The sequence below is a fragment of the Arthrobacter psychrochitiniphilus genome (assembly GCF_003185915.1).
In the GTDB taxonomy this organism is placed as follows: Bacteria; Actinomycetota; Actinomycetes; order Actinomycetales; family Micrococcaceae; genus Specibacter; species Specibacter psychrochitiniphilus.
This window is the reverse complement of sequence record NZ_QHLZ01000003.1, coordinates 181,747-204,262: the sequence shown is the minus strand read 5'-3', so window position 1 is coordinate 204,262 and position 22,516 is coordinate 181,747. Positions and strand designations below refer to the sequence as shown.

Genomic DNA, 22,516 nt, shown 5'->3' with positions numbered 1-22,516 from the left:
ATCGAACGTATCGAGGACACCCCACTGGTGCATCCCCCCAGACGTGCAGGTAAAACAAGCAAGTGACGCACTGTGTGTGAGCCTTACTGCTCTCAAACTCTATGCCAGCTTCGCACCGCCTTGCAAACTCGCGGCCACGCCAAGCAGCATTTCGACACGTTACCTGGCAGCGATTCTCGCAATAGCACAGCCCGGCACACTAGGCTGTGAGCATGAGCCCCGCAAAGACTGACAGCTGGCCGGTAACAGTAGTTCCAGGTGCCCCCGGACCCGAACTTCTGCAAGAAATCCAGACAGTGATTGCTGCTGCCGAAGATGCCGACGGGAACCCGCCGTTCTCTGAGCAGACACTCGTGGAGCTGAAATCCGCCCACGCTAGCCCCCAAAGTGTCCTGACCTTGCTCACCTATGCCCCGGAGGACGCGTCCCCCACCGTTGGCGAAGACCTGGCTGGAGTTGCCGTGGTGGTGCTCAACGGCAACGAGGGCGTGCTGGAAATTGTGGTTCACCCCGCCTACCGAAATGATGGGGTTGGCGCCATTCTCGCCGATAAATTGGTGGAGGTACGCGGGCTGCACGGCATCAAGGCATGGTCCCACGGAGACCATGAAGCAGCTGCCGATCTAGCGGCCAGCTACGGCTTCCGGGCCATTCGCGAACTCTGGCGCATGCGCCTGGTCCGGCAGGCGCCCTCATCCGCTGAACCCCAGCCCACCCTGGAGTACCCTGCGCCCGACGGCGTGAGCCTGCGGACATTTGTCCCTGACCAGGATGAGGGCGCCTGGGTTGCAGCCAACGCGAGCGCCTTTGCCCACCACCCCGAGCAAGGCGCGCTGACGCTGGCTGATTTGCAGGCGCGCATGGCCGAGCCTTGGTTTGATCCTGCTGGTTTTTTTCTGGCCGTGAATGCTTCGCAGGAAATTTTGGGGTTTCATTGGACCAAGCTTCATCCGGCCCGGGCAGGTCAGGCCGCTATGGGAGAGGTCTATGTAGTGGGCGTCATCCCGGATGCGCAGGGGCTCGGCCTGGGCAAGATCCTGACCAAGCAGGGTATAGACCACCTGCAAAATGCCGGGCTCCGGGCCATTATGCTGTACGTAGATGCAGACAATGAGGCGGCAGTGTCGCTGTACCGCAAACTAGGTTTCACCAAGTGGGACTCCGACGTCATGTACGGCCCGCTCTCCCCCTAACCGGCGGGTGCCTGCAGCGAAGCTTGTACCGTTTAGACCAAAAGTACCGACCCCGAGGACTTATCGATGAAGCGCGAATTCAAGGGCTCTCTGAACACTGCGACAGCAAATGGCAGGGAGCGCTTTCTAGCTGGCGAAGTACCCTCGGCCAGAGCCACCCAGGACCGGATTGAAATTCCTGAATTTGAGCCCATACTGGCACCCGAGGGTGATGTCAGCCCCGACCGCTTCCTAGACCGGGAGTTGAGTTGGCTGGCTTTCAATTCCAGGGTCCTGGAACTGGCTGAAGACCCCGACGTGCATTTGCTGGAGCGCGTGAATTTCTTGTCCATTTTTGCCTCCAACCTGGATGAGTTCTTCATGGTTCGTGTGGCTGGGCTCAAACGGCGCATTGCAACGGGGCTAGCTGTACCATCACCTGCCGGGCTCAGTCCCATGGAAGTACTTGAACAGATCAGCGAAGCCGCCCATGAGTTGCAGGCACGCCACGCCCACGTATTTGCCAATCAGATCCGCCCAGCGTTGGCGTACGAACACATCCATCTGGTCCATTGGGATGAACTTGATGATCCGTCCAAAGTGCAACTGGCCAAGATGTTCGCCGAGAAGATCTTCCCCATCCTGACCCCCTTGGCCGTGGACCCGGCACACCCGTTCCCCTACATTTCCGGTTTGTCATTGAACTTGGCAGTGGTGGTGCGTAACCCTGTCAGCGACAAGGAACTGTTTGCACGCGTGAAGGTCCCTGACCTGTTGCCACGGCTCGTTTCCTTGGATGGCGTCCGCGCGGGGACAGTCCCCGGACGGGTGGCCCGCTTCATTCCTCTGGAAGAAGTCATTGCAGAGCACCTTGATCAGTTGTTCCCGGGCATGGAGATTGTGGAGCACCATACCTTCCGGGTCACCCGTAACGAAGACCTCGAAGTAGAAGAAGACGACGCCGAGAACCTTCTGCAGGCTCTCGAGAAGGAGCTGTTGCGGCGCAAGTTCGGCCCGCCCGTGCGCCTTGAGGTGGCCACCGATATCAACCCCAGCATCCTGGCGCTGTTGGTTCGCGAGCTTGATGTGGATGAAACGGAGGTGTACTCACTGCCCGCACCGCTTGACCTGCGCGGACTCTCCATGATCGGCAGCATTGACCGGCCAGATCTGCGTTACCCCAAGCATGTGGCCCACACGTCCCGTGATTTGAATGCCTCAGAGACCTCGAAGGCGGCCAACGTATTTGCTGCCATGCGCCGTCGTGACATCTTGTTGCACCACCCCTACGATTCGTTTTCCACCTCGGTCCAGGCCTTCCTGGAACAGGCAGCGACTGATCCCAAGGTGCGCGCCATCAAACAGACCCTGTACCGCACCTCCGGCGACTCCCCCATTGTTGATGCCCTGGTGGATGCCGCAGAGGCCGGCAAACAGGTTTTGGCGCTCGTGGAGATCAAGGCCCGTTTTGATGAACAAGCCAACATTTCTTGGGCCCGGAAACTGGAGCAGGCCGGTGTGCACGTTGTGTACGGCATTGTTGGGCTCAAGACCCACTGCAAGCTCTCCCTGGTGGTGCGCCAGGAACAGGATGGGCTGCGCCGCTACTGCCACATTGGCACGGGAAACTACCATCCACGTACGGCCAGGTACTACGAGGACCTGGGTCTGCTGACGGCTGATAATCAGGTGGGAGAAGACCTCTCCAAGCTCTTCAACCAACTCTCCGGATACGCACCCAAGACCTCCTTTGACAGGCTTCTGGTGGCCCCCCGTTCAGTGCGAAGCGGGCTCATTGACCTCATTGATGCCGAGATTGCCAATAAGAAGGCCGGCCTGCCGGCGCAGGTACGTATCAAGGTCAACTCCATGGTGGATGAAGCCATCATCGATTCCTTGTACCGGGCCTCGCAAGCCGGTGTGGAGGTAGGTGTGATTGTTCGCGGTATTTGTTCATTGCGCCCTGGCGTGCCCGGACTTAGCGAGAACATCACCGTGCGATCAGTGCTGGGCCGCTTCCTGGAACACTCCCGCGTGTTTACTTTTGCCAATGGGGGCGGCGAGAACAACATTGTGTACATTGGTTCTGCCGACATGATGCACCGGAACCTGGATCGCCGCGTTGAGGCTCTGGTGAGACTGTCCAACCGTGAAGACATTGCGGATGTAACCTCCCTTTTGAGCCGCTACCTCGATTCCGGAACAGCCAGCTGGCATCTGGATAATGACGGCGAATGGAAACGCCACCACCTTGATGACGAAGGAAACCCCTTGCTCGATGTTCAGTCATGGCTGCTCGCCAGCCGGTCACGTTCGCGATCTGCACTGCACCGTTAATGCGCAACGCTGAACATCTCGATGGCCCGATTACCGAGGACATAGCTGTCTCGATCTATGCAGCCGGCGCTCTGTGCTGGCGAGTCAAGAAAAAAAAGCTTGAAGTTCTTTTGATCCACAGGCAACGCTACGATGACTGGTCCTGGCCCAAAGGCAAACTAGATAAGGGCGAGACCCTGGCCGAGTGCGCTGTCCGGGAAGTGTATGAAGAAGTAGGCCTGCCCATCACCCTGGGCAGGCCCCTGCCATCGATCAGCTACACCGTGAAGCCCGGCCGCAAGGAAGTGCATTATTGGGCGGCAGCTGTTGATGACCTGCCTCCCACCCCCGATGGCAAGGAAGTGGACGCCGTCATTTGGTGCAGCCCCAACAAGGCCCGCGGGCTGCTCTCCAATCCCTCAGATTTACAACCCTTGGAGGCCTTGGTGGACGCGTACGAATCCTCCACCTTGAACACATGGCCGCTGCTGATTCTCCGCCATGCAAAGGCGAAGCCCCGTTCGGCCTGGACGCGGGCTGAGGGTGACCGTCCCTTGGCTGCCACTGGTAAACGGCAGGCCATGTTCCTGCAACGGCTGCTCATGGCCTGGCACCCCGGCCGCATTTACACAAGCGATTGGCTGCGCTGCATTTCCACGATCTCCCCCTACGCCCAGGCCACGAAGGCCAAGGTGAAGGTGGTGCCGTGGCTGACTGAGGCGGACCACTTGCGCAACCCGGCCAAGGTCACGGCAGTCATGGAAAAGACACTGACGCGGTCTTCGGCCACCGTTGTGTGCACACACCGCCCGGTGCTGCCCACCGTTCTGGCTGTGCTGGCAACGCATATGTCCCAGGAGTTGGGGGCTTCCTTGCCGCTTCTTGACCCGCACCTTGCTCCCGGGGAAGTCCTTGTAGCCCACATCTCGCTGGATGAGCCCGGCACCATCGTGGCTCTCGAGCAGCATAAACCCTACGAGGACTGATCCCGACGTCATAGTCTTCCCCCGGACAATCTTTGTACCGTACACTCGGTACAAAGATTGTCGAGTCATGGGGGAATCATGAATCCGAATCCACTCGCACCTACGTTTATGGAGGGGCTGGTGTCATTCGGCCTGCCCCTTGCAGTGCTCTGCGTTGTTATTTACTCCGTCTTGCGCTTCGCCGTTTGGTCACCCCGCAACGGCCCATCCTTGGACCATGTGCGCAACCACGCCTATTGGACTGGCGTCATTGCGTGGGCCTTGAGCAGCCTGGGCAGCGCCGGCCGCGCCGGCCTGTACAACTTCGCCCAACCGAACGCCCACAACAGCCCTTGGTCCGTAACTCCCTGGCCGTCACTTCTGGGACCCGTACTGGCCATCATTGCCGTCCACGCCATCGGGCAGGCTACGTGGCCGGCGCCAAAGTCCGCCAAGCGGGTGGCCGCTTTGGAATTCCGCCGCGTCCGCGACTACGTGCCGACGGCGCTCGGCTGGACCACGCTAGCCATCTTCCTCGCCACAGCCGCCGTGATCCCCTTCGTGGCCATGGCCGGCGGATTCGAGGCAGTCAACGCGCCGGTCCCCGGTGCAGTCGGGGCGTGGACCACGGGAAGGATCGACGGCGGACCCCTCGCCTTAGCACTATCCCTTGCCCTTGCCCTGCTGGGCACCGGGACAATTCTTGTTATGCGCCTTGTTGCCTCACGGCGCTCCCTAGCCAACTTATCGGCCGAGCAAAACAAGACGTTGCGGATCATCGGTATGAACAGGTTGCTGCGGGTCTCGGCAACGGTTGCCTCAGGGCTGGCCGCAGTGGCCGGCAACTACCTGATCCAGCCGGTCCCCGGCTCTGACATCGACTCGTTTGTAAACTGGCTGGGCCTTGTCAACATGGCAGTTCTGGTCACCATGTTCTTTTGGAAACCACCCGCACTGGAACCAGCGCCAAATGATCCCGATTACCGGGGCATCTTCGGGCTCAGCCGCACTGCTGAATCAGGTCTGGGCAATGTATTGGCCGCATCAAGGTTCAGCGGAACCACGTACGTGCTGTTGGCCCCCACGGCTGTTATCGGTGCGCTCTTGGGATACGCCTTACGTTTTTGGCTCGGCAGTATGGGCCCGTTCCTGACACCTTTTGTGCTGATGCCGTTGGCGTATCTCTGGCTGGAGGTGGTGATGCGGCGCAACTACACCACGGCCGCAACACCACGAACACCACTGCGCCACGCGATCCCCTGGCCCCTGTATGCCGCTTTTGCCATTAGCGCCGTCGGCTTGCTGCTGGCGGTTCTGCACGCACGCCACGTCAGCATCACCGGCGGGCGGAACACTTGGGATGGTCTCGACACCCCGGCAGCCATGTACCTCATCCCGTGCGCCCTGGCCCTGGCCATTTTGCTGTCCGGCGCCGCCGCACTGAGGTTTGCGCTCGCCCGCCCACCCCTGACAGACGCACCGCGGGTCCTGGATGAGGCCCTGCGCCGCCGGTCCCTGTTCAGGATTGCCAGAACCATCACCGGCGGCTGGTACGCCACCCTCGGCATGGTGCTGATCATGATGCCACTGGCACCTCTCCCTTCGGCAGCAAGTTTCGAGATGCGCACTTGGGGCACCCTGTGCCTGGTGGTTGGCGTGCTGCTTGCCATCTACCCCATCCGCAAGCTCACCCCTGCGGACTTCGGCCTGGACGCTGCCGAACTTGCCCCCCATGGCGCCAGTCCGAGCCAGCGGTAGCCTCATGGACGCCCGCATAGTCATTGATCTGGAGACGGCAACTCCGCCGTATGAACAAATCCAGCGGCAGATTTCCTCGCTCATTGCTGTAGGCCACTTGGTGCCCGGGACCCGGCTGCCCACTGTCCGCAGCCTCGCCGCAGACCTCGGCGTGGCTGCGGGAACCGTGGCCCGGGCGTATAAGGAACTCGAGGGCACGGGACTCGTCGCCACGAACCGGCGCCAGGGAACAGTGGTGGCGGAGCCTCGGCACGAGGAACCGGACGCGAGCGGCCAAGACCGAAGCCCGCCACAGGAGCAACCACCGCCAGGGGCGCTCGAAGTAATGGCCGCCGTGGACCATCTCATCAACGAGGGCACACGGGCCGGGCTGGAGGGGAAGATGCTCATCACACTGCTCCAGGGTCGCCTCAGCCAGCGATCCAAGTAGACTGGTGGGCGTGACTATTGAGACGCCCTACGAAGACATGCTCCGCGACGTGATGGCCAATGGCACCGTGAAGTCGGACCGCACAGGCACCGGCACCCGTAGTGTTTTTGGCCGCCAGCTGCGGTTCGACCTGAGTGAGAGTTTTCCGCTGATCACTACCAAGCGGGTGCATTTCAAGTCGGTCGCCATGGAGCTGTTATGGTTCCTGCGCGGCGATTCCAACGTGCGCTGGCTGCAGGAAAACGGTGTGAAGATTTGGAATGAATGGGCGGACGATTCCGGTGAGCTGGGTCCCGTCTATGGCGTCCAGTGGCGCTCATGGCCCACACCAGACGGTGAACACATTGACCAAATTGCCACTGTCATGGAGTCGCTGCGTCAGAACCCAGACTCACGCCGGCACATTGTCTCGGCCTGGAACGTGGGCGAGCTCAAAAACATGGCGCTGCCGCCGTGCCACGCCTTCTTCCAGTTCTATGTTGCCCCCACGGAGGATGGCCGCGGCAAACTCTCCTGCCAGCTCTACCAGCGCTCGGCAGACACATTCTTGGGCGTTCCCTTCAACATTGCCTCGTATGCACTTTTGACCTTAATGGTGGCCCAACAGCTGGACATGGACCCGGGCGAATTCATCTGGACTGGCGGCGACGTGCACGTGTACGACGACCATGTGGAGCAGGTGGCCCAGCAGCTTTCCCGTGAGCCGTTCCCGTACCCAAAACTGCGCCTCACCCGGAAACCTGATTCCATCTTTGACTACGACTTTGCAGACTTTGAACTGGTTGACTACCAGCACCACCCCGCGATTAAGGCACCGATAGCCGTATGAGAGAACTACCCGCCACCTACCCTTTCACCCAGCCCATTGTTGGTATGATCTGGGCCCAAACCAACACCGGTGTGATTGGTGCCGACGGCGGCATGCCGTGGCACTTGCCCGAGGATCTGGCTCACTTCAAGCGGGTCACGTTGGGCCACCCCGTGGTCATGGGCCGCAAAACGTGGGAGTCATTCCCGGATAAGTTCCGCCCTTTGCCGGATCGCACTAACATTGTGGTGACCCGCCGGCAGGGGTGGGCGGGAACACCTGAGGCGAGCGGCGCCGTCGTGCTTGACTCGGTAGAGGAGGCCCTGGTTGAGGCTCAGTTTTCCCCCGGCGGCAATGAGGTGTGGGTCATTGGTGGCGGCCAGATCTTTGAACAGACCTCCGAACATTGCAATGTGGCTGTGGTGACCGTCATCAACACCGACGTCACCGGAGACACGCAGGCGCCCGTATTGGGCAGCGAGTGGGCGTTCCGCGGCGCAACCCCGGCGGAAGGCTGGCACACCTCGAAGAACGGCACTGAATACCGGATCACCCTGTGGGCTAAGGGTGAAACTGAGTTCGAAGCCCCGGAATAGCCTTCAGGAGGCCGCCACAGTGGTATTGCGCACGATCAAGTTCTGGTTTCGCAAAGAAACCCTCGATCAGCAGTTGCGAGACATCGCTGCCATGGATCAGTATGCGAAAGCTCTCGCCGCCGGCGAAAAAAGGATTTTAGCGCAAGGCGCTAATGGCGAGCTCTATAGCTATCTGCCGGAAGAATAAGGCGCTAGCAGGGCCGGCCGCATTCCTCTGACTTCAGTGCTTGGCCACGTACTCTGGACAGGAATGTGAGCCCTAGCATTTACTGCCTTGAGCTGGGCTATGATTGCAGGCTCAGCGCATGCCGGGGTGAAGCCTTCTAGCGGATCTGACTGGATTGGCGTGGTGTTGTTGTTGCTACTGCTGGGGGGCCTAGGCCTCTTCTTTGTTCTTGGCCTGCGGGAGCTGATCAAGGAAGCAAAAGCAGCGCGCCTTCGCAATCAGCGCGGTCTCCCCCGGCCCACTGAGTAATGCGCGGTTCCGGTACTGGTGAGATTTTTCAGTGGGCCTTAGAGATATCCCAATGTGTCAATCGTTGACGTTTTTGCCATTTCCATGATGGCCAGCGCAGCGCCACCCCGGGCACCTGTTGCTGCACCGGGAGGCAAAGCAGCCTGTACCACGGCGACGTGAGAACTTGTCAGCGGGAGTGTATGAGTTTTCAGGGCTGCTATGAGCGGAGCCATGAACGGTTCCCCCGCCTGCGCAAGCTCGCCGCCAATGATCATTAGCTCTGGATCGAGCAAATTGGCAATCCCCGCCAAGAACCGGCCCGCCACGGCGCCAACTTCGTCCAGGACTGCCAGACAGCTGGGATTAGACCTTGTGGTCTCCTCCAGCACGTGCGCCCAGTCCGCATTCTCTCCCAAGACAGGACTCAACAATGACAGCACATGGGCCGTTCCTGTGCGCAGCACCAAGCACCCACGGTTGCCGCAGGGGCAGGTTGCGCCGTTGATGTCTGTGGACATGTGTCCAATTTCCCCGGCCGCGCCAATACTTCCTCGAAAGAGCTGATCTTCCGCGAACAACGCCATGCCCACTCCGCTGGAAAAACTCAAGTACAAGACATTCGCACTGTGCTGGCCGGCACCCCACCGTTTTTCAGCGAAGCCTTCCAAGCGTGAATTGTTTTCCACAAAAATCTGGTAGGGCAGATGGTGGGCCAAAATACTGCGTACATCTAGCTTTGACCATGGCTGTCCCGGGAGGGAAACGCCAACCATATCGGTGCGTCTGTCAATTTGTCCCGGAACACCTACACCGACCCCCACGATCTTGGTGCCGTCAATACCTGCCTCATCCAATAACGTTTCCAGCGCAGAAGCAGCAGCCACAACCCGTGATTCGGCAGTGCTCTGCGCATCCACCGCGAAGATAGTTTCTGACACCGTATTTCCGGAGAGGTCAGAGGCGCTAATGGCGACCTGCTCAAGAGTGAAATCAATGCCAAGACTAAACCCTGCCAACGGGTTGATAGCTACTAGTTCGTGCCCCCCGCGAGTCGCTTTTTGCTCAGGTTTGAGGTTCAGCACCACGTTTCTCTCCAACAACTCATTGGTGATGTTGGTGATGGTTGTTCGCGATGTGCGTATACGCCGAGCCAACTCGGCCCGGTGGAGCGGGCCGTCAATCAATAACAACTCCACCATTTGACGGGTGTTAGTGGCTCGAAGCCCTTTCAGAGAGCCCCCTTCAGTGACCATTATTGCTATCCGTTGAAAGAGTTTCAGGCATGTCAGCCCTTTCGCGCATCAGCTCCGCAAGCTGTCCAAGTTGTTGTGGATCTTCCAATGCGGATCCTACTGCAATAACCCGGGCTCCTGCGAGCAGGAAGCTACGGGCATTGTGGGCGTCCATACCGCCGGTGGAAACAATCTTAATGCCGGGGAAGGGCCCTCCCATGGCTTTTAGCCAGTCCACTCCCAACACACTAGCGGGAAAGGCTTTGACCCATTCCAGGCCCTGACTCATGGCCGCTTGGATCTCGCTGGGGGTAGCCACTCCGGGCAAGTGAGCCAAACCAGCATCGGCGCATGCCTGGATCACATCCACGTTCACGCCAGGACTGACGGTGAATGCCGCACCAGCGTCCTTAGCTTGTTCTACGTGGGTGCGGTTGAGTACCGTTCCTGCGCCCACCACCAGTCCGCGATCTTCAGCGGCCAAGGCCAGCGCTTTCAGCGCTTTGAGGTCTTCAGTAGTTTGGATGGGTATCTCCACCGAGGTCACGCCAAGATTCCACGCCATAGTGGCTACTTCCAGGGTTCGCTGTGTTCCTAAGCCTCGCAAAATTGCCATGACGGGGGTGCTGGCGAACATCTGGTCAAAGAACTGATTACTCACTACTTACTGCCTTCTTTACTCGAGGGTTGAAAGTCAAGGGTACTGGCGAGCGCCCGCGCCGCGAATTGATGTCCTCTTTGCAACCGCTCGAGGGCCTGTCCATTTTCGAGTACGGCAGAAAGGTAACCCGCCGCAAACGCATCACCAGCACCCACTGCCTCGACCACCTGAACAAGCGGCGCCGGGACGAAGGTGGAGCCTTGGCTGTTAAACTCAGTAGCTCCTAGGGCTCCATCTTTGATAATCAGCGTCCCCGCATTTGGAATCAGTTCGCGCACATCGTCCGCGGATCCGAGTCCTGGCCACAGTACCTGTGCTTCATCCAATCCAACGAAGGTGTAATCAGCTTGCCGTGCATAGTTCAGTAGAACCGCCTGTGCGTCCTGGACACCCCAAAGCCCCGGCCGGTAATTGACATCGAAGGACACCGGTACGCGCTCTCGCTTGGCCCGGTCAAAGAGCATCTGGACCAAGGCCGCGCACGAGCTTGACAGCGCGGGGGTGATGCCGGTGAGGTGTAGGAGACGAAACGATCCCCACGGCAGAGATTCCACCGTGCCAGCGCCCATGAGTGCAGCAGCAGAATTCTTACGGTAATAGTGCACGGTGGTTGAGTTTATTCCGGGGTCTTTGAACATCACACCGGTGGGTGCCTGCGGATCCACGCTTACATAGGTGGTGTTAACGCCATGATTTTTCAGCGTCCGCACTATTCTCCGACCCAGCGGGTCATTGCCAACCCGGCTGACCCAGGCAGCGCTGTGCCCCCAATCTGCAAGCCACTGGGCAAGGTTCGATTCTGCCCCAGCGGTCTCCACTGAAAAGCCGGAGGCCATTTCCAGTGGCTCAGCCAAGGTCGGGGTAACCACAGCCATGGTTTCGCCCACAGCTACTACATCAATCATCTTTTCTTTTCTTGATCGTTCTGGAGGGAGATTTTCAGGGGGCCACGGTAAGGCCGTGCTGAGGGCCCGGAGACAGCAACGTTGACACCGAACAGCTTCCCGGCATCAGGGCTCTCTTGCTCCCAGCCTTCATCAAGCCAGCCGCTACAACTGGTGATAACCAACAGATTCCCTACAAGCGCTACCGCTGTTGGGCGGGCTGCCGGGACCTGGACTACGTCCAAAAGCTCACCCTTGGGCGAATACCTGTGCACCGCCCACCCATCCCACAGCGCCACCCAAATGCAGCCATCGTTATCCACCACCAGCCCGTCTGGGTCTCCTGTTTCTGGAGCGAACGAAACAAGGGTAGTACTACCTTGGATCCCCGTGCGCGGGTCAATGTCGAAGTGGCGTAGGGTCCGTGCACTGGTGTCGACGTAGTAGGCGCTGCGACCATCCGCGGTGAAGTCCAGCCCGTTGGAGATCCCGATCCCGCCCAGCGCCACTGTGCCATGTCCGCTGGAGTCAAAGCGCCACAGCCTTCCCTGTCCCGCGGCACCGTTTCTGCTCATGGAACCGACCCACAGGTTGCCTTCTGTGTCAGCTACGCCGTCATTGAAGGCTGTTGGGCGGTTGGCTTCCGGCTCGGCGAGTACTGACCTTGTGCCGTCTTGGGCGAGGTGAACGAGTTCGCTCTCACGCGCCATCACCCAGCCGGCACCCTCCCCCGGCAGGGGTGTAACCGGGCCGGCCATGCCTTCCACGGCTAGGGTGCGCTCTAACTCAAAACTGTCTCCGACTACCCCACCCACATGGACAAATCCGCCAGTAATATCCGTCCAGAGGAGTTTACCCGTGCGTGAATCAACCCTAGGCGTTTCACCCAGTTCCGCTCGAGGACCACCTAAGCAGACCGCTGTTAGTTCACGAGGCATGGCTTACCACTCAAGGAAAGAGTTGTCATTTTGGCGCCAGATGGAGTTGCGCCAGCGATGCGGGTTCAACGCGGCATGCCGGACTTTTTCTTCATCAATTCCGATACCCAGCCCGGGGGCTACTGGCCGAGCAATGTAACCGGTTCCCATATTGAAGACCTCTGGCTCCTCTAGGTAGTCAAAAAGGTCCGGGCCTTCCTGATACCCGGAACCCCTGCTCTGCTCTTGAAGCAGGAAATTCGGGCTGGCAATGTCAACCTGCAGGCTCGCGGCAAGCGCAATGGGGCCCAACGGGCAGTGCGGCGCCAATTGAACACCGTATGCTTCCGCCATGGCTGCAATCCTGCGCACTTCAGAGATACCGCCAGCGTGGCTCAAATCTGGCTGGACCACGCTGACACCTTTACCCAAAACGGTTTTGAAGTCCCAGCGGGAGTAGAGGCGTTCGCCAACCGCCAACGGTATGGATGTACCTTGAGCAATAAGGGACAAATCACCTGAGAGTTCCGGAACCAGCACTTCCTCGGCGAAAATGGGCAAATATTCTTCCATGAGGGGCAGCACCCGGCGGGACATGGCCGGGCTGAACCTGCCGTGGAAATCCAAAGCGATGTCAAGTTCCTCGCCACCTGCTTCGCGCACAGCGGCCAGTGATTTCACCATTTTGCGAATGCTCGCTGCCGTATCAAGAGGGGCCAGCTTGCCAGCCGGGCAGAATTTCACTGCTGTGAAACCCTCAGCCATGGCTTCACGGGTGGAATTGGCCAGTTCCTCCGGACTGGCACCTTGAATCCAGGTATACATGCGTACCTTCTCTCGCACGGGACCACCCAGCAATTCATAGATAGGGACGTCTAAGGCTTTGCCCTTGATATCCCACAGTGCCTGATCAATCCCCGCCACCGCACTGGAAAGAACAGGCCCACCCCTGTAGAAGCCACCCTTAGTCAGGACCTGCCAATGGTCTTCGATAGTGGAGGCGTCCTCGCCAATGAGGTAGTCAGACATCTCAGCCACTGCCGCCGCAACTGTTTCGGCGCGCCCTTCAACAATGGGTTCACCCCACCCCACCAATCCGCTCTCAGTCTCCATCCTGAGAAACAACCAGCGTGGGGGAACTTGAAAGGTCTCTATCTTAGTAATCTTCACGCATATTCCCTTAGTCAGAAGAGCTTCTGTCCTGCCCGCGCGGACAGTTCGCACGGCCAGTTTGTGCGGCCAGTCCTCACTGGCGGGCACAGAATGTGGCATTCTGGGCTCACCAGATCAAGAATTGTCAAAAGAATTGACACTTACATGGTGATTGTAACCGCCTCGGGAGATGTTATCCATACAAGAGGATTCACTTTTGTAACTGTGTAATTATATTTGACAACTTACTGTATCTTGTGACTATACTCACAGCACAAGCCGAGCGATGTTGCAGAGGCTGACTCACACAACTACTTTGAAGGACACTCCATGACTCAGATTAAGCCTTGGCTTAAACTCGCCACCGGCGCCCTCTTGGCAACTTCAGTCGCTTTCACGGCTTCCGGATGCACCACCACCGACGCTGTAAGCAGTGGCGACGGCGAGAAGTCAATGACCTACTGGTCCATGTGGACAGAGACCGAGCCTCAGGCTGAGGTCCTGAAGACCTCCCTAGATGCTTTCCAGAAGGACACTGGGATCAAGGTCAACGTTCAGTGGCAAGGGCGCAAGGTTTTGGACAAAGTCACTGCCGGCCTGCTCTCCAACGATGTCCCAGACCTTGTTGACCAGGCTTACGACGGCCTCGGCCCGACCCTGGCAAAGACAAACCAGCTTGAAGATCTTGCCCCGGTACTCAAAGAGTCCGTCCCCGGCGAAGACGGCAAAACCGTTGGCGACGTCATTCCGGCCAAGTACTTCGATGTTCTGCCCACCTATGGTGGCGATGTGAAAACCTACATGGTGCCGTACACCATTTCTAACGTGTCAGTCTTTTACAACAAGGCCAACAAGGTTGCTCCCGACGCGCCCAAGACTTGGGACGAATTGCTGGATAACTGCAAGAAAGCACTAGCCGCTGACATTGCCTGCATCGCTTCAGATGGTGACGCAACCTGGGCCAACAGCTACTGGTTTGATTACCTGATGAACCGCAATGCAGGTGACGGTTCCTTCGCCAAGCTGGTTGAAGACAAGACCGGTGCATCCTTTGATGATCCCGCAGTGCTGAAAACTGCAAAGCAAATCGAAGAACTCATCAAGAGTGGCTACATCATCAAGGGTTACGACGCTTCCAAATACCCTGAACAGCAGAACGCATGGGCTTCCAACAAGGCCCTCTACTACCTGATGGGTAGCTGGGCTCCGGCAGAAACCGGAAAGTACGCCGCAGAAGGCTTTGAGTACGGCGCGTTCAACTTCCCCACCACTACGGCAACGTCCTCTACAGCTAACGACTCCATCGCCTTCGGCTTTGCAGTGCCGAAGAAGGCCAAGAACACCGATGCAGCAAAGCAGTTCATTGCCTACTTCGCTAACAAGGACCGCATGGGCCAGATCTCCTCGGTAGCGAACAACCTCTCTGCTCGCCCCGATGTCGAAGCTCCCGCCACTTTGAAGGACGTTGCCACCATCCTGGCTGAGAACCCCACCAGGCTCCCCAACGATGGAGTCTCCGGTGACATCACTGACAAGGGCTTCAACGCAAGCTTCGAGAAGCTCTTCTTGGGCAAGCTCACAGCAGAGCAGTATGTCAAGGAAGCAAAGTCCGCGATGGTGGCCTACTGGAACGCCAAGGGCTAACTGATGGCTACCCCTGTTCTTCCGCTGGCACGTGGGCGCAACACTGCACGCCCACGTGCCGGCATGTCCGCAATTGAACGCAGCCGGCGACGGCTGTTCTGGCCAATGTTGGCACCAGCACTGATCCTCATGATCTTGTTTTACCTCGTTCCTATCATTTTTGCTGGCTGGTTGAGCCTTAATGAATGGGATGGGATTAACGAGCTCAAGTGGGTAGGCCTGGATAACTACATCCGGCTATCTAAGGATCCGGTCTTCATTGGATCCATCATTAACACCTTGAAGATTCTCTTCATTGTTGGAATCGTGACGTTTGTCTTCGCTTTTGGCCTAACCATGATCCTGCGGGACATGATGGGCAAGAAGTTTGTTCGCAGCGTTTTGTTCTTTCCTACGTTGATCAATGCCATGGTCTTCGGTATTTTTGCCGGTTTCCTCTTCAGCCCTTCTGGCCCTGTCAACAAACTCTTGTTGCTGGTAGGCGTTCAGGATCCGCCCAAGTGGCTGGCTCAAGACAATCTATTCAACATGATCATGATCGTGATGATCTGGAGTGCCACCGGCTACTTCACCACCATCATCATGTCCGCTGTGGACCAAATCCCGGCCTATTACTATGAGGCAGCCGGACTGGACGGCGCTGGTCCTTGGACCAAGTTCCGTCACGTGACGCTTCCGCTTGCTTGGGATGTTATTTCTGTGTGTGCCGTCTTGTGGACCATGAGTTCAGTGAAAGTCTTTGAGCTGATTTTGGTCTTCGGCGGTTCCACAGCAAAACCACCGCCCACGAGCACCTGGTCAACAGCCCTGTACGTCTTCCAGGCGGCGTTTGGCAGCGGTGGCGATCGTGAGTTTGGTATTTCTGCCGCATCAGCAATTGTCAGCTTGGTTCTCGTCACTGTTCTCACCATCGGGCTGCGCCGCATGTTGCGTCGCGACGCCGTTGAAATCTAGGAAGCAAGGTTGAATTCGTGAACCAAGTCATAACTCAGCCCCCGCTTCGAACTGAAACGGCGAAGGCCTCCCACACTCCAAAGACACCCACACGGCGCAGGTCCTCACGGAAGGACCGAATTAGCCTCGGCGGCTACGTGGGCAGGGCAGTGGTGTGGCTGCTGGTAGCTTTCAATATCTTCCTTCTGGTCTGGATGGTACTCACTTCCATACGTGACACGCGGGATATTGCTCGGGACCCGCTGGGTATACCAGCGGTCCCGTTCTGGGAAAACTACAGCACTGCATGGAATACCGGGGGGTTTGGCACAGCCGCCATTAACTCGGTCATTGCCACCTTAATTTCTTCGCTCCTGGTGGTTGCCATTGCCGCACCCGCGGCATATGTATTGGCCAAGTCAACCCGTAAACTCTCCTCCACATTCACCCTGCTGTTTGTGCTGGGTCTGGGAGTTCCCGGTCAGGTTCTGCTGGTCCCTGTCTATATCATGATGGCCAAGTTTCAGGACATCTCCCATCTGAAGATGATCAACAGTATTCAAGGGCTAATTCTAGTGATGGTGGGGCTCGGTATTCCTTTTACCGTGTTCCTGCTGGCTGGGTTCTTCCGTTCGTTGCCAGTAGAAATAGAGGAGGCCGCTGCTATTGACGGCTCCTCCGGAATACGCACCTTTATCCAGATCGTGCTTCCTTTGGCTCGTTCTGGTTTGGTCACCGCGTTTATGCTGGCTGTCATCAGCGGCTGGAACGAAACCTTGTTCTCGCTGGTACTACTGACCACGTCAGAAAACCGGACACTGCCGATCGCCCTGTTGGCCTTCCTTGATCAGGCACAATTCAATGGCGCCGATTGGGGCGGGCTCTTCGCTGGCATTGTCATGGTAGTCACCCCCGTTCTGGCCCTGTTCATTTGGTTGGGCCGGCGCATTGTTGAAGGAATGACAGTGGGTATTAGCAAGTAATCGAAAGGAAGCCTTAGCGTTGAAACCTCTTCTTCTCCTCACTGGAGGAAATGGCACGGTGGGACGTCTACTGCTAGAGCAATTGCGCCGTAGCTACCGGATCAGAATCACCACCAGAACCGTTCTCGATCCGTACCCGGCCATTTTTGAGACAGAAGACGAGGTAGTGGTCGGTGATCTCGCCGATCAAAACTTCGCCCGGTCTGCGGTGGAGGGTTGCCACGCAATCCTCCACCTGGCTGCCAACGCCTCCCCTGCCGCCTCGGTGGGGGAGGCGTTTGGCAACGTCTCAATGATGAGCCATCTGTTCAGCGCGGCACGAGAATTTGCTGTACGGAAGCTGGTGATTGCGAGTTCCATTCATGCCACCGGTTTGGACTACCGGGACGGAGTTCACCACATTGATCCGGCCCATGCACCACGTCCCTGTTGCTCCTATGGTGCAAGCAAAATCGCCGTGGAGGCTTTGGCCCGCCTTCATCAAGACGCACAAGGTGACGCAGTTTCCTGCCTCAGACTTGGTTTGACCGGCTGGCCTTTGATAGAGCGGCAGTACGCTCACACGTGGCTCTCCACCGGAGATCTTTTGACACTGATCGACGCAGCACTGAACCGATCCCCGGGCTTTGGTATTTACCACGGCGTCTCTCTTGATTCCACGGAGCGTTGGAACACCAAAAACGCACTTGAAGATCTTGGTTGGGAGGCACGGGATCGCTGGGAAGTAGACACGACCCAACTGCCACTGGCCGCCTCCACTGCATGCCAACTTTTCTCCACTACCTAACAGATATCTCCGTTGCGAAAGCGATGCGATTCCCTTAGCTGGTGCTCCAGTGACTCTTGGTTCAATCGGCGTGGTTCACCTGAAATATAACAGATAGGAAGATTATGAAACGTCCCTTTTTGAAGGCGGCTGGAGCACTGACAGCCGTCCTGATATCGTGCTCGTTCATGCAGGCTGCTGTAGCCGTCCCATCGACGCTGGCTGACTCAACAGCTCCCCCCGCAACAGCCACCATGTCTGCACTAACTCCAGAACGCGATGAGACAAGCGTCCTGCGCAACCCGGGTATGGGCTGGATGGCGTACGCCGAAGAGTTTGACCACGCATTGGCAGACGCCAACGCATTTTGGGGCGAGGTTGGACCAAACTCTGCTGCGTCTTCCGTGGTATATCTGCGCATCCCGTGGTCACGTCTAGAACCCGCGGAAGGGAAATACGCTTGGGATGTAGACGAGAACTTCAAATCCTTCATTAAGCAGGCCAAAGACCACGGCCAACGCCTCGCTTTCCGAGTTTTTGTGGATAGCCAGGATACCCACCAACAGGCAACACCCCAGTTCGTTTTCGATGCGGGAGCCACAGGCTACGGCGCCCCCTCAAATTCATCGTTCAAAACCCCGCATGCGAACAATGCAATCTTCCGGGCCAAGTTCGAGAACTTCATGGCCGCCTTCGGTGCACGCTTTGATAATCCCGAAGAGGTCGATTTTGTCGATACGAACACCATTGGGCATTGGGGAGAAATGCACAACTACCAAGCTGGACCCACGGCTGGCGCCGAACCGGTCCTGCAATGGTTGGGTAACCTCTACCGCAAATCCTTCTCGCATGTTCTACTGGCGCTGAACTTCGCTCCGGCCTTCAGCTACACAGAATTGGATCAGCAGATCGCCAAGGGATCCATCATGCGCCGCGATAGCTTGGGCAGCACCCTGTGGTTCCCTCAGGATCAAAAAAATGCTATTTCTTCACGCTTCCCGAACACCATTTTGGTGGGGGAAAACTGCTACCAGAACTTCACTATCAGGGAGACTTCCTGCGATGATAGCTTCAAGGTCCCCGGAGCCAAGCCCTACCGCCCCATGCTGGAGCGAGTTGTAGCCGACGCCAAGCAACTGCACGCCAACTACTTGGATCTGCGCCACGAGCCTGACGTGAAAACTTGGGTAGTTGACAACCCTGACTTGGTGCAGGACTTCGCCATCAACGGCGGCTACCGACTAGCACCTGGCACCGTAAACATGCCTTCAGTTCTTCCCTTTGGCGCACGCCAGGCCACAGTCTCCTCAAGTTGGACCAATACGGCTTGGGGCCGGATGCCTAACGACAACCCACAGTGGAATAACAAGTACCAGGTTTCCTACGCGCTGCTGAATAAAGTCACTGGCGAACCTGTCTACCAGATACAGTCTGACGTTAATCCTGGCTCTTGGATCAAGGGAACTAGTTACCCAACCAGCACGGTTTTTGCACCCACCGACGTCCCCGCTGGGAGCTATGACTTCGCCATTGCAATTGTGGACAAAACTCGCAACAATGCTCCCGGTATCAAATTAGCGTTGACTGGCGCTCCCAGCACCACCGGCTGGAATAAGCTCGGCACCACAGTGTTAGAAGCCGCCCCGGACACAACTCCCACAGAGACTGCCAGCCCAAGCGCGACTGCTACACCGAGTGCTTCGGCAAGCGCTACTGCTACTGCTACTGCTACTGCTACTGCTACTGGGAGTGTAACGGCTTCGGTTAGCCCCACCGCTAGCCAGAGTCCGTCTCAGGAACCGGCAACTCCGGGGATTGATCTCAGTGCCGATTCTGTTGCCGCCGGTGGTGGGCTTGTCATTACCGGTGAGAACTTCTTGCCCGGTAGTAGTGCAACGTTCACGCTGCATTCGGAGCCGTTGATATTGGGCACGGCTACTGCTGATGCTCAGGGTGTTGTGCGGCTGAGCGTGCAGTTGCCGGCTAATGTTCCTGTGGGAAGTCACCGGATCATCATTGACGGTAAAGGTTTTGATGGTGAGCTGCAGCAGGTTAGTGCACCGTTGATTATCACAGCGGCCACAGTGACTACTCCGGCAACGGATGTGACCACTTCGGCCAGTACTACGGCGCCCGCCACGGGTGGCGATGATCTGGCTAGCACTGGTGCTAAGAACGTGTGGATCGGTGGCTTGGCAGCTCTGTTGCTGGCAGCCGGTGCAACACTGTTCATGCTCAACCGCCGCAGGAGCTCAAGCCACTAATGTGAAGCTACTCCTAGTCAATAGGGGGCGGGCGGCTCAGAGCAATTGTTCTGAGCCACCGCCCCCACTGTTTAACACCCCAGCACCAAACACCACCCGTATCTAAGACACATGCTGTTGGCAGGGTGGAACGCAGCCCTGAACGTGTTCACGTGGTGACACCAACTTCACCCGATTTGCCCCTCCCGCCTAAACTGGGAGGCATGACCAATAACAACGTTTCTTCTGCCAGCAATCCGTCCGTCGGACTGGTTGGCTGGCGCGGCATGGTCGGTTCCGTTCTGTTGCAGCGCATGCAGGACGAAGGCGACTTCGGCGATATCAACCCTGTCTTCTTCTCCACCTCTAATGCTGGCGGCGCGGCCCCCACCATTACCGGTGCCGGCGATTCCGGCAAGCTCGAAGACGCCTTTGATATTGATACGTTGGCCAAACTTCCCATTATTGTCACCGCCCAGGGCGGGGACTACACCTCCCGCGTACACTCCGAACTGCGCAACCGCGGCTGGGACGGGCTCTGGATGGATGCAGCGTCCACCCTGCGTATGAACAACGATTCGATCATTGTGCTGGATCCCATCAACCGTGACGTCATCGATGCGGGATTGTCCTCTGGAGTGAAGGACTACGTGGGCGGCAACTGCACCGTCTCCTGCATGCTCATGGGGCTCGGCGGGCTCTTCAAGAACAACCTGGTGGAATGGGGCACCTCCATGACGTACCAGGCTGCCTCCGGCGGCGGTGCACGCCACATGCGCGAGCTCCTGAATCAGTTCGGTACGCTCAACTCTGAGGTTGCCAGCGAGTTGGACAACCCGGCCTCGGCCATTTTAGATATTGACCGTAAGGTTCTGGCTCACCAGCGCGAGGGCGTTGATTCCTCGCAGTTCGGTGTCCCTCTGGCCGGCTCTCTGATTCCCTGGATTGACGCCGATCTGGGCAATGGCCAGTCCAAGGAAGAATGGAAGGCTGGGGTTGAGACCAACAAGATCCTGGGCACCACTGCCGAGAATAAGGTCATCATGGACGGCCTGTGCGTAAGGATCGGCGCCATGCGCTCTCACTCGCAGGCTCTCACTTTGAAGCTTCGCGAGGACCTCTCAGTGGCTGAAATTGAATCCTTGTTGAGCAACGACAACGAGTGGGCCAAGGTGGTTCCGAACACCAAGGACGCTTCTATGGCTGATCTGACCCCTGTTGCCGCCTCCGGCACGCTGGATATTCCGGTAGGCCGCATCCGCAAGATGGAGATGGGCCCCGAGTACATCAGCGCGTTCACCGTGGGAGACCAGCTCCTCTGGGGTGCCGCCGAGCCGCTGCGCCGCATGCTGAAGATCGCCGTGGGCACGCTCTAACTCCTACGCCATGAGCCTCCCCGCCGTGATTCACGCAGGGGAGGCTCAGGGCTTTAACCACCGGGCATACGCCGCAGCTGACGTCGCCAGCGCCCTGTGCTGGTTTGGTGTCAACTCTCCAAAAAGCTCCGGCAGCACGACGCCGGCCAGTTGCCTTTGTTTCTCGGGGGCACTTTGCGCTTTGCGCCAGGTCCCGGCGACCTGCCCTCCGGTCACCACCGTAGCCTTGAACATCCCGTTGTTGCCCGGCACAGTTAGCGGCGCATGGTGCGGGGCCAGTGCTGCACTGCGGTCCGTGTAACCGAGTAGGTACTCGTCAAAGCCGGGGAGCAAAAGCACTGAGCGCGCCCCCGGAACGCTCCCCCTCAGCCCCTTACTGCCCAGCAGCTCCGCAGTTTCCGGCGCCAGCCAATAGCGTGTGCCGTTGCATTCGATCGTGACCAGCTGATCCTTGAGCTGCTCCAGAGCGGCGTTGATGTCCTTGAGTGTCAGCTTCGCCCACCACTGAAAATCTCTCAGAGTTGCCGGGCCATGGCCGCGGAAATATCGCAGGCCCAGCTCCGCGAGTGCCGCCTCGCGTGGTAGTACCCGCGGGTTCCTAATCCATTGCTTTGCGCTGACAAAGTACTGTCCGTTGCCATTGCCGCTCGGGTTGATGGGCCCTTGGACAAGGGTTCCGTCAAGGCAGAGCACGAACAGGAAGTGATAGCCGCGTTGGGCCTTGGTATATTGCCCTGCCTGCTCAAACGCGGCTAGGAGTTGTTCGCGCGGGGCCTTTCCGCCTGAGCGGTCCAGCAGCGCCAGGGCAAGCTCGCGCACGTGGGCGATGTCCGAGGCAGTAATGTCCAGCTGGCGGTGGCGGGTGGCAAGGCTCTTGTACATGCGTTCTGCCGTCAGGGAGAGGATCCAGCCAAGGTCCTCGGCGGCGCTCACATGCAAGGTGCCGCGCATAGGCCAGGACCTAACAAGTTGGCCGCTGTTGAACGCGGCCTCCACACTGGCGCGGGTACTTGCGGGTGAGCGCAGGCCAATGGACCACAGGGCTCCTTGGAAGTCTTGACCTTGGAGCGCTGTCAGGGAACGCACAACGTCCACCGGCCCCGGACTGGGACTGGTGGACGTTGTGAAAATTCCTTGGGCGGCGAGCCGCAGCCGAGCGATCTGTGCGGGTGTGACGTTCGAGGCCATTCACCCACTCTACGGCTTGGGCCCACAGCCGCGAG

At 58.3% G+C, this 22,516-nt stretch carries 21 protein-coding genes; 15 read left to right on the top strand and 6 right to left on the bottom strand.

Annotation, left to right across the window (positions count from 1 at the left end; genetic code table 11):
- Positions 1-212 precede the first annotated feature (212 nt).
- The 9 genes from mshD (at position 213) to CVS29_RS06460 (ending at position 8,520) form a co-directional block, all read left to right on the top strand.
- The gene (gene mshD / locus CVS29_RS06495) at positions 213-1,193 is read left to right on the top strand and encodes a mycothiol synthase (protein WP_110105525.1); all 981 of its coding nucleotides are present in this window, start codon (positions 213-215) and stop codon (positions 1,191-1,193) included.
- A gap of 66 nt (positions 1,194-1,259) precedes the next feature.
- Positions 1,260-3,509, top strand: a complete 2,250-nt coding sequence (locus CVS29_RS06490) for an RNA degradosome polyphosphate kinase (protein ID WP_110105524.1) — start codon at positions 1,260-1,262, stop codon at positions 3,507-3,509.
- On the top strand, positions 3,509-4,474 hold the full coding sequence (locus CVS29_RS06485; protein ID WP_110105523.1) for an NUDIX hydrolase: 966 nt from the start codon (positions 3,509-3,511) through the stop codon (positions 4,472-4,474). Before CVS29_RS06490 ends, CVS29_RS06485 begins: the two co-directional genes overlap by 1 nt.
- Positions 4,475-4,552: 78 nt before the next feature.
- Positions 4,553-6,211, top strand: a complete 1,659-nt coding sequence (locus tag CVS29_RS06480; protein ID WP_146213005.1) for a hypothetical protein — start codon at positions 4,553-4,555, stop codon at positions 6,209-6,211.
- Positions 6,186-6,641 (top strand): GntR family transcriptional regulator, encoded by a 456-nt coding sequence (locus CVS29_RS06475; protein ID WP_373366701.1) that lies wholly within the window; start codon positions 6,186-6,188, stop codon positions 6,639-6,641. Before CVS29_RS06480 ends, CVS29_RS06475 begins: the two co-directional genes overlap by 26 nt.
- Before the next feature lie 10 nt (positions 6,642-6,651).
- Positions 6,652-7,470: a thymidylate synthase gene (locus tag CVS29_RS06470; protein WP_110105664.1), complete on the top strand. Its 819-nt coding sequence runs from the start codon at positions 6,652-6,654 to the stop codon at positions 7,468-7,470.
- Positions 7,467-8,045 (top strand): dihydrofolate reductase, encoded by a 579-nt coding sequence (locus CVS29_RS06465; protein ID WP_110105521.1) that lies wholly within the window; start codon positions 7,467-7,469, stop codon positions 8,043-8,045. Before CVS29_RS06470 ends, CVS29_RS06465 begins: the two co-directional genes overlap by 4 nt.
- A gap of 19 nt (positions 8,046-8,064) precedes the next feature.
- Complete coding sequence (locus CVS29_RS18395) at positions 8,065-8,232, top strand: hypothetical protein (RefSeq protein ID WP_170120917.1); 168 nt, start codon at positions 8,065-8,067, stop codon at positions 8,230-8,232.
- A 99-nt stretch (positions 8,233-8,331) separates the two neighbouring features.
- Complete coding sequence (locus CVS29_RS06460) at positions 8,332-8,520, top strand: hypothetical protein (RefSeq protein ID WP_110105520.1); 189 nt, start codon at positions 8,332-8,334, stop codon at positions 8,518-8,520.
- A 38-nt stretch (positions 8,521-8,558) separates the two neighbouring features.
- Here the strand turns inward: CVS29_RS06460 and CVS29_RS06455 are convergent, their stop codons facing one another.
- From CVS29_RS06455 to dgoD, 5 genes are read right to left on the bottom strand one after another with little or no spacing between them, the layout of a single operon-like run.
- A complete protein-coding gene (locus CVS29_RS06455) occupies positions 8,559-9,701 on the bottom strand; it encodes an ROK family protein (protein ID WP_170120916.1) in 1,143 nt (380 codons plus the stop codon).
- A gap of 43 nt (positions 9,702-9,744) precedes the next feature.
- The gene (locus tag CVS29_RS06450; RefSeq protein WP_110105518.1) at positions 9,745-10,395 is read right to left on the bottom strand and encodes a bifunctional 4-hydroxy-2-oxoglutarate aldolase/2-dehydro-3-deoxy-phosphogluconate aldolase; all 651 of its coding nucleotides are present in this window, start codon (positions 10,393-10,395) and stop codon (positions 9,745-9,747) included.
- On the bottom strand, positions 10,395-11,300 hold the full coding sequence (locus tag CVS29_RS06445; protein WP_110105517.1) for a sugar kinase: 906 nt from the start codon (positions 11,298-11,300) through the stop codon (positions 10,395-10,397). The genes CVS29_RS06450 and CVS29_RS06445 overlap by 1 nt, the downstream gene beginning before the upstream one ends.
- Positions 11,297-12,217 (bottom strand): SMP-30/gluconolactonase/LRE family protein, encoded by a 921-nt coding sequence (locus tag CVS29_RS06440; protein WP_110105516.1) that lies wholly within the window; start codon positions 12,215-12,217, stop codon positions 11,297-11,299. Before CVS29_RS06440 ends, CVS29_RS06445 begins: the two co-directional genes overlap by 4 nt.
- A 3-nt stretch (positions 12,218-12,220) precedes the next feature.
- Entirely contained in the window at positions 12,221-13,366 is a 1,146-nt protein-coding gene (gene dgoD, locus CVS29_RS06435) for a galactonate dehydratase (RefSeq protein ID WP_110105515.1), read from the bottom strand.
- Positions 13,367-13,678: 312 nt separating this feature from the next.
- On the opposite strand from dgoD, the gene CVS29_RS06430 reads away from it, so the two are divergent.
- The 6 genes from CVS29_RS06430 to asd all read left to right on the top strand — a co-directional run bounded on the left by CVS29_RS06430 (position 13,679) and on the right by asd (position 21,293).
- Positions 13,679-14,992, top strand: a complete 1,314-nt coding sequence (locus CVS29_RS06430; protein ID WP_110105514.1) for an ABC transporter substrate-binding protein — start codon at positions 13,679-13,681, stop codon at positions 14,990-14,992.
- Positions 14,993-14,995: 3 nt separating this feature from the next.
- Positions 14,996-15,946 carry a carbohydrate ABC transporter permease gene (locus CVS29_RS06425; protein ID WP_110105513.1) on the top strand — a complete coding sequence of 317 codons (951 nt, stop codon included), beginning with the start codon at positions 14,996-14,998 and terminating at the stop codon, positions 15,944-15,946.
- A 17-nt stretch (positions 15,947-15,963) separates the two neighbouring features.
- A complete protein-coding gene (locus tag CVS29_RS06420; protein WP_211315096.1) occupies positions 15,964-16,908 on the top strand; it encodes a carbohydrate ABC transporter permease in 945 nt (314 codons plus the stop codon).
- Between the two features lie 19 nt (positions 16,909-16,927).
- A complete protein-coding gene (locus CVS29_RS06415) occupies positions 16,928-17,695 on the top strand; it encodes an NAD-dependent epimerase/dehydratase family protein (RefSeq protein ID WP_110105512.1) in 768 nt (255 codons plus the stop codon).
- A gap of 104 nt (positions 17,696-17,799) precedes the next feature.
- Positions 17,800-19,938 carry a DUF4832 domain-containing protein gene (locus tag CVS29_RS06410; RefSeq protein WP_110105511.1) on the top strand — a complete coding sequence of 713 codons (2,139 nt, stop codon included), beginning with the start codon at positions 17,800-17,802 and terminating at the stop codon, positions 19,936-19,938.
- Between the two features lie 203 nt (positions 19,939-20,141).
- Positions 20,142-21,293: an aspartate-semialdehyde dehydrogenase gene (gene asd, locus CVS29_RS06405; RefSeq protein WP_110105510.1), complete on the top strand. Its 1,152-nt coding sequence runs from the start codon at positions 20,142-20,144 to the stop codon at positions 21,291-21,293.
- A gap of 45 nt (positions 21,294-21,338) precedes the next feature.
- Here asd and CVS29_RS06400 read toward each other — a convergent pair whose 3' ends face one another.
- Positions 21,339-22,481 (bottom strand): winged helix DNA-binding domain-containing protein, encoded by a 1,143-nt coding sequence (locus CVS29_RS06400; RefSeq protein ID WP_110105509.1) that lies wholly within the window; start codon positions 22,479-22,481, stop codon positions 21,339-21,341.
- Positions 22,482-22,516: the final 35 nt, after the last annotated feature.

Coding starts and splice junctions, on each gene's coding strand:
- CVS29_RS06490 (WP_110105524.1), top strand. CDS start 1,260: ATGAAGCGCGAATTCAAGGGCTCTCTGAACACTGCGACAGCAAATGGC.
- CVS29_RS06455 (WP_170120916.1), bottom strand. CDS start 9,701: ATGGTGGAGTTGTTATTGATTGACGGCCCGCTCCACCGGGCCGAGTTG.
- CVS29_RS06430 (WP_110105514.1), top strand. CDS start 13,679: ATGACTCAGATTAAGCCTTGGCTTAAACTCGCCACCGGCGCCCTCTTG.
- CVS29_RS06440 (WP_110105516.1), bottom strand. CDS start 12,217: ATGCCTCGTGAACTAACAGCGGTCTGCTTAGGTGGTCCTCGAGCGGAA.
- mshD (WP_110105525.1), top strand. CDS start 213: ATGAGCCCCGCAAAGACTGACAGCTGGCCGGTAACAGTAGTTCCAGGT.
- CVS29_RS06410 (WP_110105511.1), top strand. CDS start 17,800: ATGAAACGTCCCTTTTTGAAGGCGGCTGGAGCACTGACAGCCGTCCTG.
- CVS29_RS06480 (WP_146213005.1), top strand. CDS start 4,553: ATGAATCCGAATCCACTCGCACCTACGTTTATGGAGGGGCTGGTGTCA.
- CVS29_RS06460 (WP_110105520.1), top strand. CDS start 8,332: ATGATTGCAGGCTCAGCGCATGCCGGGGTGAAGCCTTCTAGCGGATCT.
- CVS29_RS06475 (WP_373366701.1), top strand. CDS start 6,186: ATGGCGCCAGTCCGAGCCAGCGGTAGCCTCATGGACGCCCGCATAGTC.
- CVS29_RS06400 (WP_110105509.1), bottom strand. CDS start 22,481: ATGGCCTCGAACGTCACACCCGCACAGATCGCTCGGCTGCGGCTCGCC.
- CVS29_RS06445 (WP_110105517.1), bottom strand. CDS start 11,300: ATGATTGATGTAGTAGCTGTGGGCGAAACCATGGCTGTGGTTACCCCG.
- CVS29_RS06425 (WP_110105513.1), top strand. CDS start 14,996: ATGGCTACCCCTGTTCTTCCGCTGGCACGTGGGCGCAACACTGCACGC.
- asd (WP_110105510.1), top strand. CDS start 20,142: ATGACCAATAACAACGTTTCTTCTGCCAGCAATCCGTCCGTCGGACTG.
- CVS29_RS06485 (WP_110105523.1), top strand. CDS start 3,509: ATGCGCAACGCTGAACATCTCGATGGCCCGATTACCGAGGACATAGCT.
- CVS29_RS06465 (WP_110105521.1), top strand. CDS start 7,467: ATGAGAGAACTACCCGCCACCTACCCTTTCACCCAGCCCATTGTTGGT.